Raw genomic sequence first — 15768 nt, forward strand, 5'->3', positions numbered from 1 at the left:
ACATGGACAACGAGCAGAAACTTCGCGACTACCTCAAGCGGGCAACGGTCGACCTGCGGGAGAGCCGTCAGCGTGTGCAGGACCTGGAGGAGCGCGCACACGAGCCGATCGCGATCGTGGGCATGGCATGCCGGCTCCCGGGCGGTGTCGCCTCCCCGGACGACCTGTGGGAGCTGCTGAGCGCCGAACGTGACGCGGTCGGTCCCTTCCCGGAGGGCCGCGGCTGGGACCTGGAGAACCTGTACCACCCGGACCCCGACCACCTCGGGACCTCGTACACCCGCGAAGGCGGCTTCCTGTACGAGGCGGACCGGTTCGACGCCGAGTTCTTCGGCATCGGCCCTCGCGAGGCGGCGGCGATGGACCCCCAGCAGCGGTTGCTGCTGGAGACGGGCTGGGAGGCCTTGGAACACGCGGGCATCGCCCCGACCGCGCTGAGGGGCACCCGTACCGGGGTGTACATGGGCGTCATGTACGACGACTACGGCTCCCGGGTCCCCCAGGCGCCCGAGGACTTCGAGGGCTACCTGCTGACCGGAAGCGCGGGCAGCGTCGCGTCGGGTCGTCTGTCCTACACCTTCGGCTTGGAGGGGCCGGCGGTGACGGTCGACACCGCGTGTTCGTCCTCGCTGGTCGCGCTTCACCTCGCCGCTCAGTCGCTGCGTCAGGGTGAGTGCTCGATGGCGCTCGCCGGTGGTGTGACGGTGATGGCGACACCGGGCACGTACGTGGAGTTCTCCCGGCAGCGCGGGTTGTCGCCGGACGGGCGGTGCAAGGCGTTCTCGTCGTCGGCGGACGGCACGGGCTGGGCCGAGGGCGTGGGCGTGCTGGTGCTGGAGCGGCTGTCGGACGCGGAGCGCAGCGGGCACCGGGTGCTGGCGGTGCTCCGTGGTTCTGCGGTGAACCAGGACGGTGCGAGCAGCCAGCTGACCGCGCCGAACGGGCCTTCGCAGGAGCGGGTCATCCGGGCTGCGTTGGCCAACGCGCGGCTGTCGGCGTCCGAGGTGGACGCCGTGGAGGCGCACGGTACGGGTACGCGGCTGGGTGACCCGATCGAGGCGCAGGCGCTGCTGTCCGCTTACGGCCAGGCCCGTGGGGACGACAACCCGTTGTGGCTGGGTTCTCTCAAGTCGAACATCGGTCACACGCAGGCCGCGGCGGGTGTCGCGGGCGTGATCAAGATGGTCATGGCGATGCGCAAGGGGGTCATGCCCTCGACCCTGCACGTGGACGAGCCGACCCCCGAGGTCGACTGGTCGGCGGGCACGGTGAAACTGCTGACGCAGGCCCAGCAGTGGCCGGAGCTCGATCGTCCGCGCCGGACGGGTGTGTCGTCCTTCGGCATCAGCGGGACCAACGCTCACGTGATCCTCGAAGAGGCGCCGCGCGAGCCTGCTGCCGATCCGGTGACAGGACCGGATGCTGTCGCACGACAGCCCGAGTCGGGCCAACCGGCGCTTCCGGCACCGTGGTTGCTCTCGGCCAAGTCGGAGACCGCGCTGCAGGCACAGGCGAGCCGGCTGCTGGCCTGGCTCGCCGACCACCCCGAGGCGGATGACGCCGATGTCGCTGCCGTCCTGACCGCCTCGCGCGCTCAGCTGGGCCGGCGCGGCGCGGTGCTCGGAGCCGACCGGGCCGGTCTGCTCGCCGGCCTCACGGCCCTGGCCGCCGGTTCGGAGTCCCCGCACGTGGTGTCAGGGGTCGCCACCACCGGCGAGACGGCCTTCCTGTTCACCGGTCAGGGCGCGCAACGTCTCGGTATGGGCGCAGGGCTGGCTGCCGCGTTCCCTGTGTTCTCCGCTGCCCTCGACGAGGTGTGCGCGGAATTCGACGCCCTGCTGGGGGTATCGCTGCGCGAGGTCATGTTCGGCGGGACCGGTGCTGCCGGGGACGGCGCCACCGACACCGAGCGCAAGGCCCTGCTCGACCGGACGGATTTCACGCAGCCCGCGCTGTTCGCGTTCGAGGTGGCGCTGTATCGCCTCTTGGAGTCGTTCGGCGTGACCCCGGACGTGGTGGTCGGGCATTCGATCGGTGAGCTGGCCGCGGCCTATGTGGCCGACGTGTGGTCGCTGGCCGACGCGTGCCGGCTCGTTGCCGCCCGTGGTCGACTGATGGGCGCGCTGCCGACCGATGGAGCGATGCTCGCCGCCGCGGTGTCGGAGGAGCGGGCGCAGGAACTGCTCGCGGCCGGGACGGTCTCGCTGGCGGCTGTGAACGCGCCTGCGGCGATGGTGTTCTCGGGCGAGACGGAGGCGATCGCCGCACTGGAGGCCCGGCTGGCGGACGAGGGGGTGAAGACGACCCGGCTGACGGTCAGCCACGCCTTCCACTCGGCGTTGATGGAGCCGATGCTCGCCGAGTACGAGCAGGTCGCCGCATCGGTGACGTACCGGGAGTCGCGAATCGGCGTGTGCTCCACGGTGTCCGGTGCGCCGGCCGGTCCCGAGCTGCTGACGCCGCAGTACTGGGTGCGGCAGGTCCGCGAGGCCGTGCGGTTCGCCCCGGCGGTGCAGTCACTCGTCGACGCCGGCGTGCGCCGGTTCGTCGAGGTGGGTCCGGACGCGGTGCTGGCGGCGCTGACCCGCCTGACAGTGACCGACGAGGTGGCGTCCCGCTCGCTGGTCGTGGCGGCGGCACGGCGCGGTGTCGATGAGGTCGACCAGTTCCTGCGGTCGCTCGCCGCCGCCCATTGCTCGGGCGTCGGCGTCGACTGGGCGCCGCTGTCACCGGGAAGGCCGGTCCCCCACCTCGACCTGCCTGTCTACGCTTTCCAGCATCGCCGTTACTGGGTGCAGCCCGACGACGACGCGCTCGGTGACATGGGCCGTGCCGGCCTCTCCGCGCTCGATCATCCGATGCTGCGCGTCGCCGCGCCGCTTGCCGGTCGCGACGAATGGCTCTTCAGCGGCAGGCTCTCCACCACCGACCAGCCGTGGATCGCCGACCACACGGCCTTCGGATCGGTGCTTCTGCCCGGCACCGGGTTCGTGGATCTCGCGTTGGCCGCGGGCAGCCGCCTGGAACTGCCCGTCGTGGACGAACTCGTCCTGGCGACGCCGCTGCTGTTCGACGGTGCTGCTGCCGTGGATGTGCAGGTCTCGGTGACCGAGCCCGACCACACCGGCCGTCGACGCCTGTCGATCCACTCGCGTGCCGTCACCGGCACCGCGGGGTCCGACCCGGGCGAGCCGGACTGGACGCTGCACGCCACCGGCATCCTCGCCCCCGCCGACGGCGGGTCGCCGGCCTGGACCGACCCCGACTGGCCCCCTGCCGACGGCACGCCGATCGACGGAACGCGTCTGTACGACCGGCTCGCCGACCTGGGATTCGGCTACGGCCCGGGCTTCCAAGGCGTGCGCGCCGCCTGGACCAGCGGTGACGAGGTGTTCACCGAGGTGACCCTGGACGAGACGACAGCGGGCCGGGCGGCGGGCTTCGGGGTGCATCCGGCGCTCCTGGACGCGACCTTCCACGCTGCCATCGATGTGCTCGCCGACGACCTGCCCGACGGCAGGCTGCCGCTTCCGTTCTCCTTCGGCGGCGTCCGTGTGTTCCGGCACGGGGCCACCGCGGTCCGCGCCCGGATCATCCGTTCGGGTCCCGAGAAGGTGCGCATCGACGCCTGCGACGCCACCGGCGCCGCGGTGCTGTCGATCGACGCCGTGCTCGCCCGCCCCGCGGAGGCGAGCGCTCTCGCCGGTGCCCGCAGCCCGCTCTACGCCCTCGACTGGACGCCGGTGACGGCGCCTGCGGTGCCGGACCAGCGACTGGTCGCACTGGGCCGACCCGTCGCAGGCTGCACCGAGACGTTCGAGGACGTCGCGGCGTTCGCGACAGGCGGGGGCCACACGGGCGCGGCTGTGGTCTGGTCGCCCGAGACGGCGGCGGACGGCGACGACGTCCCCGCGACCATCCGCACCGCCGTGCACAACGCCCTCGCGGTGCTGCGCGACTGGCTCGCCGAACCGGGCTGCGCCGACTCGACTCTGATCGTGCTGACCCGCAATGGAGCGGGTCTGCCCGGTGAGACGCCGGACCCCGCGGCAGCGGCCGTCCGCGGCCTGGTACGCAGTGCGCAGGCGGAACATCCGGGGCGCGTCGTGCAGGTCGACCTCGACGACAACGACCTCGCGGACCTGCACCAGCGGATCGCCGCCACAGTCGCCATGGACGAACCACAGCTCGCGATCCGCGACGGCGCCACGGTGGCACCGCGGCTGATTCGTGCGACCACCGTCGACTCGACCGGCGAGCACTTCGGCGACGGTACGGTCCTGATCACCGGCGGCACAGGCGGACTGGGCGCCGTCACCGCACGCCACCTGGTCACCCGGCACGGGGTGCGCAGCCTGTTGCTCGCCTCGCGCCGCGGTCTCGCCGCGCCGGGTGTCGCGGAGCTGGTCACCGAGCTGACCGCGCTGGGCGCCGACGTACGCGTCGCTGCGTGCGATGTCAGCGATCGCGCCGAGGTCGCGGCACTGCTGGAATCCGTACCGGCGCACGAATCGGTGACCGCTGTCGTGCACACCGCGGGCGTGGCCGACGACGGCACCATCGAAACCCTGACCGCCGAGCAGGTGGATCGGGTGCTCGCCCCGAAGGTCGATGCCGCCTGGCATCTGCACGAGCTCACCCGCGACATGGACCTGTCGGCGTTCGTGCTGTTCTCCTCCGCCGGGCCGCTGCTCGGTGGGCAGGGCCAGGGCAACTACGCGGCCGCGAACGCGGCGCTGGACGCGCTCGCCCAGGCGCGGCGCAGCGCCGGCCTGCCCGCGCATTCGCTGGCCTGGGGGCTGTGGAAGCGCGGCATGGCCGAGGCGTTGAACGACCCGGGCGGCGAGCACCTGGTGCGTCAGATCCGCACGCGTCTCGGTTTGTCCCCGATCGAGCCGGACACCGGCATGCAGATGTTCGACCACGCGTTGGCCACCGGCGAACCGATGCTGATGACCGCGCTGCTCGACACACCCGCCCTCACCGCGCTGGGCCGGCTCGGCACGCTGCCTGCGGTGCTGCGCGGCCTGATTCACGTACCGCCGCGCGGCCAGATCGCCGACAGCCCGTTGCGCCAGCGGTTGCTCGACGCCCCCGCCGAGCAGTGGGAGGCGCTGATCCGCGATGAGGTCCGCGCGATCGCCGCCGGGGTACTCGGCCACGAGTCGGCCGACGCCGTCGACCCCGAAACACCGTTCACGGCACTGGGCTTCGACTCGCTCGGCGGAGTCGAGTTCCGCAACAAGGTGACCGCCGCCACCGGTGTTCAGCTTCCGTCCACGCTGGTGTTCGACTATCCGACCGCTGCCGCTGTCGCGGGCTTCCTGCGTACCCGGGTCGACGGTTCGGCGCCGACGCGCCCGCGCCCCGCCTCGACCAGGGCCAAGGCCAAGGTCGACGAGCCGATCGCGATCGTCGGCATGAGCTGCCGGTATCCCGGCGGCGTCGAGAATCCCGACCAGCTCTGGGAACTGATCGCCGGGCGCGTCGACGCGATCACCCCGATCCCGGGCGACCGCGGCTGGGACGTCGACCACCTGTACGACACCGAACCCGGCAAACCGGGCAAGATCTACACCCGGGAAGGCGGATTCCTGCATGCCGCAGGTGATTTCGATGCCGCCTTCTTCGGCATCGGACCCCGCGAGGCAGCGGCGATGGACCCGCAGCAACGGCTGATGCTCGAGGCGTCCTGGGAAGCGCTCGAAGATGCCGGCATCGATCCGACCTCACTGCGGGGCAGCGATACCGGGGTGTACGCGGGCGTCATGTACCAGGACTACGGCTACACGGCGCGCGAGGCCGCCGACGGTGCCGCGGAAGGCTATCTGGCGACCGGATCGGGCGGCAGCGTCGTCTCCGGCCGGGTGTCCTACGCCCTCGGTCTGGAAGGACCCGCGGTGACGGTGGACACGGCATGTTCGTCGTCGCTGGTGGCCTTGCACCTGGCGGTGCAGGCACTGCGCGCCGGGGAGACGTCGCTGGTTCTGGCCAGCGGGGTGACGGTCATGTCGACTCCGATGCTGTTCCAGGAGTTCTCCCGGCAGCGGGCGCTGTCACCGGACGGGCGCTGCAAGGCGTTCTCGAGTGCCGCGGACGGTGTCTCGTGGGCCGAGGGCGTCGGCGTGCTCGCCCTGGAGCGGTTGTCCGACGCGCAGCGCAACGGGCGCCCGGTGCTGGCCGTGATCCGCGGCAGCGCCATCAACCAGGACGGTGCGAGCAACGGCTTGACCGCACCGAACGGTCCGTCCCAGGAGCGGGTGATCGCGCAGGCACTGGTCAACGCAGGAGTGGCCGCGGCCGAGGTGGACGCGGTGGAGGCGCACGGCACCGGCACCACGCTGGGCGACCCGATCGAGGCGCAGGCGCTGATCAACGCCTACGGACAGGACCGCGCCGAGCCGCTGCGGATCGGGTCGTTGAAGTCGAACATCGGGCACACGCAGGCGGCTGCCGGTGTCGGCGGTGTGATCAAGATGGTGCAGGCGCTGCGGCACGAGGTGTTGCCGCCCACCTTGCACGTCGACGCGCCGTCGCCGCACGTGGAGTGGTCGGAGGGCGCGGTACGGATCCTGACCGAGGCCGAGCCGTGGCCGGTCGGGGAGCGTCCGCGCCGGGCGGGAGTGTCGTCGTTCGGGATCAGCGGGACCAACGCGCACGTGATCCTCGAAGAGGCGCCCGCGGTCCCGCCGCGGCCGGTCGATCCACCGCGCCCGGCAGCCTTGCCGTTGCTGCTGTCCGCGCGGACGACCGACGCGCTGCGGACCCAGGCGCGCCGTCTGTACGACGCGCTGAGCGAACGTCCGGAGCTCGACCTGACCGACGTCGCGGCGACGCTGGCGCTGCACCGCGCGCACCTCGAGCAGCGCGCCGCCGTCGTGGGCGCGGACCGGGAGACGCTGCTGGCGGCCTTGGCACGCCTGGCAGCCGGCGAGCCAGGACCGGGCATCGCCGACGGCACTGGTCAGACGGGCACCACAGCGTTCCTGTTCACCGGTCAGGGCGCGCAGCGGACCGGGATGGGCGCTGGACTGTACCGGGCGTTCCCGGCTTTCGCCGCCGCGCTCGACGAGGTGTGCGCGGAATTCGACGCACACCTGGAGCAATCGCTTCGGGATGTGATGTTCGACGCGACTGCCGAGGCCCTGCTGGACCGCACCGAGTACGCCCAGCCCGCGTTGTTCGCGTTCGAGGTGGCGATGTACCGCCTTGTCGAGTCGTTGGGCGTGACGCCGGACGTGGTGGCCGGGCATTCGATCGGCGAGCTGGCCGCGGCGTACGTGGCCGGTGTGTGGTCGCTGTCCGACGCGTGCAGACTCGTTGCGGCCCGGGGTCGGCTGATGGGGGCGCTGCCGACGGGCGGGAGCATGCTGGCCGCCGCGGTGCCGGAGGTGCGGGCCGTGGAGCTGCTGGCGGCGGTCAACGTCGATCCGGCGGCCGCCGCGGTCTCGCTGGCCGCCGTGAACGCTCCCGATGCGGTGGTCTTCTCCGGAAACACCGAGGCGGTGTCGGCGCTCGAGTCGAGGCTGGCGGCCGAGGGCGTCAAGACCAGCTGGCTGCGGGTGAGCCACGCGTTCCACTCCGCCTTGATGGACCCGATGCTGACCGACTTCGCGCAGATCGCCGCGGGCCTGACGTACCACGAGCCACGAATACCTCTGTGTTCCACGGTTTCCGGCGCGTTCGCAGGCGGTCCGGTGGGTACGCCCGAGTACTGGGTACGGCAGGTGCGCGAGGCGGTGCGCTTCGCCCCGGCGGTGCGGTCACTGCTCGATTCGGGTGTGGGCCTGTTCGTCGAGCTGGGCCCGGACGCGGTGCTGACGACCATGACCCGCGCCACTCTGGCGACAGACCCCGCGGCGCGCGCTTCGGTGGTCGCGGGATCCCGTCGCACGGTCGCCGAACCCGAGCAGCTGGTCGCCGCGTTGGCCACCGCGCACTGTGCGGGACGGCCGGTGCGGTGGGCGGCCTACTTCGAAGCTCGACCGCAGGCGCGGATCACGTTGCCCACCTATCCCTTCCAGCACGAACGATTCTGGCTGCTGCCCGCGGAGGCCGCTGCGCCGCTCGCCGGTGCCGACTCCGCCGACCATCCGCTGCTGCACGCCCAGGTGCAGCTCGCCGGCAAGGACGAGTGGCTGTTCACCGGCAGGCTCTCGCTGCGTACGCACCCATGGCTCGCCGACCACGCCGTCTTCGGCGCGGTCTTGATGCCAGGTACCGGATTCGTGGAACTGGCTCTGGCCGCCGGTGCCCGGCTCGGCGTGCCGCGCCTGGCGGAACTGGTGCTCGCGGCGCCGCTGACTCTCACGACCGATGGTGCCGCGGACGTCCAGCTCGCGGTGGGCGAACCCGACGCCGATGGGCACCGGACCGTGGCCATCCACGCCCGCGCCGTCGACGCCTGGGTGCTGCATGCCCGTGGCCTGCTCACGCCCGCCGTGCCGACCGCGGCGCCGGGCTGGTCCCAGGTGTGGCCTCCGGTCGCGGGCGATCCGGTCGACGGGCAGCAGGTGTACCGCGCGCTCGGCGACCTCGGCTTCGGGTACGGCCCGGTGTTCCAGGGTGTTCGCGCCGCGTGGTCGCGTGGGGAGGAAGTCTTCGCCGACCTGGCGCTCGACACCGACACCGCAGAGCGCGCCACCGCCTTCGGACTGCATCCCGCACTGCTGGACGCGGTGTTCCACGCGGCTGTCGGCCATCTCACCGAGGGCGGGCCCGTCGGCCGGGTGCCACTGCCCTTCGCCTTCGACGGTGTCCAGCTGGCACAGTCCGGCGTGGGTGCCTTGCGCGTCCGCATCGCCCGCATCGCACCGGACACCTTGCGCGTGGACGCGGTCGACGCGACCGGTGCCCTCGTGCTGAGCATGGAGTCGGTGCGGGCCCGCCCGATCGACCAGCAGGCGCTGGCCCAGCTGCGCGGCGCGGCACCGTTGTTCGACCTCGAGTGGGTCGCCGTGCCTGCCGTCTCCAAGGCGGACGCCGGGCGCATCGTCGTGCTCGGCGACCCGGCGACCGTCGAGGCCCCTGAGCCCCCGGCATCCTGTGCCGATCTCGCGGAACTCGCTGTGCTGCAGGACGTTCCCGACACGGTGGTGTGGTCGGCGCCCCGCGGAACCGGTGCCGGCGCGGCGGACGTTCACGCCGGCGTGCTGACGACGCTCGCACTGCTGCAGGGCTGGATGAGCGCCGATCACCCCGGCCGGCTCGCGATCGTGACGCGCACGGCCGCCGGACTGCCCGGCGAGGAACCCGATCTGGTCGGAGCCGCCGTGGCGGGCCTGGTGCGCAGCGCACAGTCCGAGCACCCGGGCCGGTTCCTGCTCATCGACCACGACGGCGACGCCCTGCCGATCACGTCGCTCGCCGAAGCCGTGGCCCAGGACGAACCGCACACGGTCGTACGCGAAGGTCGGCTCCTGGCACCGCGACTGCAGCCGCTGCCCGCCACCGAACCGGGCGCGCCCCTGTCGTTCGACCAGGGCACCGTGCTCATCACCGGCGGCACCGGCGGCATCGGCGCGATCGTCGCCCGGCATCTGGTCGCAACACACGGCGCACGACGGCTGCTGCTGACATCGCGGCGCGGTGCCGCCGCGGACGGCGCCGCCGAACTGGCCGCCGAGCTGACCGACCTCGGCGCCCACGTCCAGGTCGTGGCGTGCGACGTCACCGAACGCACCGCGGTCCACGCCCTGCTGGCCGACATCGACACCGACGCCCCGCTGACCGCCGTCATCCATGCGGCGGGCGTCCTGGACGACGGCACGCTCGACACCCTCACCACCGCGCAGACGACACGGGTGCTGGCACCGAAAGTCGATGCGGCACTGCACCTGCACGAGCTGACCCGCGACCTGGATCTGTCGGCGTTCGTGCTGTTCTCGTCCGCGGCGCCGCTGCTCGGCGGACAAGGACAGGGCAACTACGCCGCCGCGAACAGCGCGCTGGACGCGCTGGCACGCCTCCGGCGCAGCGCGGGCCTGCCCGCGCACTCACTGGCCTGGGGACTGTGGACCGTCGGCATGGCAGGGGTACTCAGCGGGGACGGTGCCGAGCAGTACGCCCGCCAGATCCGGTCCAGGCTGGGCCTGGTCCCGATCGACCCGGAGTCCGGGATGGCGCTGTTCGACAACGCACTCGCGAGCGATCGGGCGACACCGACGACGGCACTGCTGGACACGGCGGCGCTCACCGACCTGGCGCGCGGCGGCACGCTCCCCGCGGTACTGCGCGGCATGATCCGGGTTCCCCCGGCCGCCGCGAGTGCCGGTGTCAGCCTTGCGCGGCAGCTGGCCGCACTGCCCGACGCCGACCGCGACGCTGTGATCCTGCGAGAGGTGCGCAAGGCCGCCTCGGCGGTCCTCGGCCACCTGTCCGGCGACGCGATCGACCCGAACGCGCCGTTCACCGAGCTCGGTTTCGACTCCCTCGGTGCCGTCGAATTCCGGAACCGGCTCGCACAGCTGACCGGGCTGACGCTGCCGTCGACGCTGATCTTCGACCACCCGACCGCCGCCGATGTGGCGAAACTGGTGGGATCGCGGATCGAGGAAGAGGAAGCCGACACCGGCGTGGTCGAGCAGGCACCGGCCGGCGTGCGCGGCACGATCACCGACCTGGTGTCGGCGGCGCATCGCCGCGGTGAGCTGGCAGGGGCGATGCCCCTGCTGACCGCGAGCTCGGCTCTGATGACCACGTACTCCGCCGACGAGGCTGCCGCACAGCGCCCGGCTGTGCGGCTCATGGCGCGCGGCGCCGCGGCGCCGGCACTGATCTGCATTCCCTCGTTCCTGGCGGGATCGGGCGCCCACCAGTTCGCCCGCCTGGCCCGCGAACTGGGCGGCGAGCGGCAGGTCAGTGCGTTGCGGCTGCCCGGCATGCGCGCGGGCGACGACCTGCCGGCGACATGGGCGGCGGCGATCGAGAGCCTCGCCGCGGCCGTCGCGTCGGAACTCGAGCGAGGGCCGGTGGCGCTCATCGGCTATTCGGCCGGTGGTGCGATCGCCCATGCGGTCGCCCGGCGGCTCGAAGACGACGGCGGCGAGCTCGCGGGCGTCGCGATGATCGACACCTACTCCCCGGAAGAGCACGAACTCAACCGCCTCGTGCTCACCAGCGCGCTGGGGCAGATCCTGTCCCGGGACAACGCACTGACCCCCGTCGACGACCACGGCCTGGTCTCCATGGGCGGCTATGTGCGGATATATCCCGAGCGAGAGTTCAAGCCGATCGCCGCGCCGACGCTGAATCTGCGGGCCACCGTGACGCTGAGCAGCTTCGGGGACGTCGACCCCGTCCCCGACTGGCAACACCGTGGACCGGCCGAGTACATCGAGGCAGATCACTTCTCGATCATCGAGGAACAGGTGGCAGAGACCGCCGCGCACCTCCGGCGCTGGCTCGATTCGCTCGGCGGCCACTGATATCCGAACCGTCGGACTCTTGGAGCCGTCGAGGTCCCTCGACGGCTTCAAGAGGCCGGAGACATGAAATCCGCTCAGTCGCAACCAATCCTCAAGTGAAAATCCACCAACGCTCGAATTCCGCAGAGGCACAAAACTACTCAGTCTGCAAATCTGGCAGAGGCATAGAGTTCGTCCGGCCGCAATCGTTTCGGCGAGAAAATCCAAGCTTGACAGCGTTGTGGAGTTTGCTTATATTTCAGTCGGTCACGTTCCTGCCCTGCGATATCCGAAGGTGTTCATGACCGCGCCTCTAACGCTACCGAAGTCCAGGCAGCAGTTGATTCTCGCCATTCTTATGTTGTGTTCACTGCTGATTTGGATAGAAAACACCGTCCTGAGTAATACGCTGGAGACCCTTGCGGACCCGGCCCGTGGACTGGGGGCCGATCCCGGTCAGCTGCAATGGGCGACCGGTGCGTACACTCTGGCCTTCGCCACATTGATGTTCACGGCAGGCGCACTGGGCGATCGGTTCGGTCACCGGACTGTGTTCTCCAGTGGGTTGGTGATCTTCGCCGGGTCCTCGCTGTGGGCGGCGTACGCAAGCGATGCGGGCCAGCTGATTGCAGCTCGAGCTGCGATGGGGGTGGGCAGCGCGCTGATCACGCCCGCCATGATGGCCATCCTCATGTGGACCTTTACCGGCCCCGCACGGGCTGCCGCGATCGGCATTTTCTCGACGTCGGCCGGTGTCGGAATGGCTGCCGGCCCGGTGCTGGCGGGGTTCCTGCTCGATCATTTCTGGTGGGGCTCGGTATTTCTGATCAATGTTCCGGTCGCGGCATTGGCGCTGGTCGGGCTTGCCGTGCTGGTTCCGAATTTCCGCAGCCCCACTCCGCGCCCACTGGACCCCGCTGGAATGTTGCTGTCGATCAGTGGGCTCGTGGCGTTGGCCTACGGGCTGATCCGGGCGGGGCAGGTGGCGGCGTGGGGGCGTACCGACGTTTGGGCGCCGATCGTTGCCGGTCTGGTTCTGCTGGCCGTTTTCGTACTCGTCGAACTGCGCCTCAAGGTGCCCAGCTTTGATCCGCGACTGTTCGCGCAACGCACATTCGGTGGCGGCAACGTGGCGCTCGGATTGCTGCTCTTCGGCGTGGCCGCCATCACCTTCTACAACGCGTTCTACCTGCAAGGCGCGCTCGGATTTTCGCCGATGAAGGCGGGCTTGGCCAACATCCCGACCGCACTCGGCGCGCTCGCGGGAGCGCCCCTTGCCTCACGCCTGGTTCGCCGCCTGCCGCTACGCCTTGTCACCGTGCCGCCGCTGGCCATGGCTGCGCTGACCATGGGTGGGTACGGATTCCTCGGACTCCAGACTCCACTCGTCTGGATCGAGATCTTGTTGCTGATACAGGGTCTTTCGGTCGGCATGGTGATCGGCCCCGTTACGGCCGCATTGATCAGCGACCTGCCGTTGGAACAGGCTGGTGCAGGATCGGCCGTCACCAACACCGTGCGACAAACCGGCAGTGTGATCGGGATCGCAGTAGGCGGCACGATCATGTCGATCACGTACCGACGTGCGATCGAACCTTCGCTGGAGGGTGCATCCGGTCCGGTGCAGGACCAGGCGCGAGTCTCCGCCGAACAGGCCCGCCACGTCGCCACCGCTATCCACCGGCCCTCTCTTGCTCAGGCTGCTGACGATGCGTTTATCCATGCTATGCACGTCGGTGCGGGCTGGATCGCGGCCATCGCACTCCTCGGAGCAGCTGTGCTGCTGATTACCTTGCCTTCTGCCGGAAAGAAGAACGTTCCGACACCGGAGCCGGACTACGAAGAGGCCCGCAACTCCGAGCCTCGACCCACCGCGTGACGGGCTGTCTGCGGTCTTTTAGGTGACTCATGGTGCGGCTCGAATCGAAGGAGACCCCTGTTGTCGGACATCACTGATCCCGCTGTGCGTGCGGTCGAATCGGAGCAGGATTATGTTTCCTCCTTGTATGAGTTGCTCACCGAGCGGCTTTCGGAGGCGCGAGCAAATCGAGCGAGTGTACTGAAGGCCCAGGCGGACAGCGCGGGTGAGGCATATGAGAGAGAAATCGCCGCCGAGCGTCTGACCAAGGAAATCGGCCGGCTGGAGGGCGCCGAAAAGGGGCTGGTCTTCGGGCGCATCGACTGGACGGATGGCACGGCCCTGCGCATCGGGCGGATCGGACTGCAGACGGAGGAGGATGACCTGCCCCTGCTCGTGGACTGGCGCGCAAACGCGGCGCGGCCCTTCTACGAGGCGACACCGGTCCACCCGATGGACCTGCGGCGCCGTCGGCACCTGCGCCTCGAGGAGCGCACGGTCATCTCGGTGAGCGACGAACTGCTGGACGGGACCGCCCCGACCGACGAGGACGTCGTGGGGGACGGCCCGTTGACCGAGGCTCTGTCGGCACGGCGTACGGGCAGGATGCACGCGGCCGTCGCGACGCTGCAGACCGAGCAGGACGAGATCGTCCGCTCCGCCCACCGCGGGGTGACCGTGGTGCAGGGTGGGCCCGGCACCGGCAAGACGGTGGTCGCCTTGCACCGGGCGGCCTATGTCCTGTACGCGTTCCCGCGCGCCGCGGAGGAGGGTGTCCTGGTGGTGGGCCCGAACGCCCGGTTCCTCGACTACATCTCCCAGGTCCTTCCCTCGCTCGGAGAGAACGACGTCGTTCTGGCGACCTGCCGGGAACTGGCCGGAGTGTCGGCGGACACGGTGGGCCCGTTCGACACGGCGCGACTCAAGGGCAGCTCCGACCTCGCCGACGCCTTGGCCGGCCTGCTGCGCGTCCACCAAGCCCCCGCCGGTGACTTCACCGTGCGGGTCGGACAGGAACTGGTTCACCTCCCCGGCGAGGAAGTCGCCGCGGCACGCGACGCCGCCGTGGCAGCCGTACAGGGGCACAACCCCGCGCGCCAGGTGTTCAAAGAGCTCTTGGTCGACGCCGTCACCGACGCGATGCAACGAGACATGGGCGACCTCCTGGAGCAGATCGATGCCGATTCCGAAAGGATGACGGGCATCAACCTCGACCGGTTCACGGGAGTCGCCCAGCGCCGCGTCGAAGGTGCGGCCGACTCAGGTCCGGTCCACGAGCTGGACCTGGACGCCATCCGAGCCGATCTCCTCGACGACGCCGCCGTCGACCGAGCGGTCGAGGAGTTGTGGCCGCGGCTGGTACCCGGTGACCTCGTGAAGGCGCTCCTGACGAACACCGAGGCTCTGGCCGAGCGCCTGCCCCGCCTGACCGCGCAGGAGCGGTCCCTTCTGCTGCGCGGTCCGGACGACCCGTGGACCGATGCCGACGTGCCGTTGCTGGACGAGGCGACGAGCCTGGTTGACGGCCCCCCCGAGCGGATGTACGGGCACGTGGTCGTCGACGAGGCGCAGGAACTGACCGCCATGCAGTGGCGGATGATCGTCCGCCGCTGCCTGTCAAGGTCGATGACGCTGGTGGGTGACTTCGCCCAGGCAGGCCCGGTCGCGACAGCACGCGACTGGAAGGAAGCACTGAGCCCCCACGTCGGACCGCGGTTCAAACTGCACGACCTGACCGTCAGCTACCGCACAACGCAGGAGATCCTGGAGAGCGTCCGGGATCTGCTCACGCGGATCGCTCCGGACCAAAAGCCCACACGGTCCCTGCGAAGCGGCGAGATCCCTCGCACCGTGACCACACCTCCGGACGCGTTGGTCACCGCCGTCGTTCAGGAACTCCGCGCCCAGAGCACCGCGTACCCGGGCGAGCTTCTGGGAGTGATCTGCGCGGACACCAGGGTGAGCGAGCTGACGGCCCAGGGCATCGCTCAGCACGCACGCATCGTGCCGGCGTCCGAAGCACGCGGCCTGGAATTCGACGGGGTCGTCGTCATGAACCCCGAGGAAATCATCACGAACCGCCCCGGTGGGGAAAGGGACTTGTACGTAGCCCTGACCCGGGCCACCAAGCGCCTCTGCACCATCACCGTCCAGCCCGCCTGACGGCTCGGCGCCCGCGCCGTCGGCGCGGGCGCACCCGGCGCGGCATGGACACCGGCCCGTGCGCACGGTGCTGCTCGCCGCCTCCGCGATCTGCCGGGCCCGGGCCTGCTGGTACTGCGTGCCCTCCGCAATCTCGACCGACGAGTTTCACCTTCTCGTCCACCAGTGCCTGACTTTCACTAGAGAGATGCTTTATCGATCGAGCGTGGTGGAAGCGTAGGAACTCCTACCTTCGCAGGTCAGCAGGCACCTCTTCCCCATTCCCCGCCCTATGACAGCCCATCACGCGGTGGCTAGTTCGGGGTGGACAGTTCTCGGCGCTCCGTGCCATCCTCATTTGTC

The 15768-nt window shown here is 70.5% G+C and carries 3 protein-coding genes; all 3 read left to right on the forward strand.

Features of this window, described 5'->3' with window-relative positions:
* Window positions 1-2 precede the first annotated feature (2 nt).
* Window positions 3-11426: a type I polyketide synthase gene (locus tag AQI88_RS23100; RefSeq protein ID WP_067002542.1), complete on the forward strand. Its 11424-nt coding sequence runs from the start codon at window positions 3-5 to the stop codon at window positions 11424-11426.
* Between the two features lie 280 nt (window positions 11427-11706).
* Window positions 11707-13284, forward strand: coding sequence for an MFS transporter (locus AQI88_RS23105; RefSeq protein ID WP_079057743.1), 1578 nt, complete (start codon window positions 11707-11709; stop codon window positions 13282-13284).
* 123 nt (window positions 13285-13407) lie between these two features.
* Complete coding sequence (locus AQI88_RS23110) at window positions 13408-15426, forward strand: HelD family protein (protein WP_067002735.1); 2019 nt, start codon at window positions 13408-13410, stop codon at window positions 15424-15426.
* The last annotated feature ends 342 nt before the right edge of the window (window positions 15427-15768 follow it).

The sequence above is a fragment of the Streptomyces cellostaticus genome (genome assembly GCF_001513965.1).
Lineage (GTDB): Bacteria > Actinomycetota > Actinomycetes > Streptomycetales > Streptomycetaceae > Streptomyces > Streptomyces cellostaticus.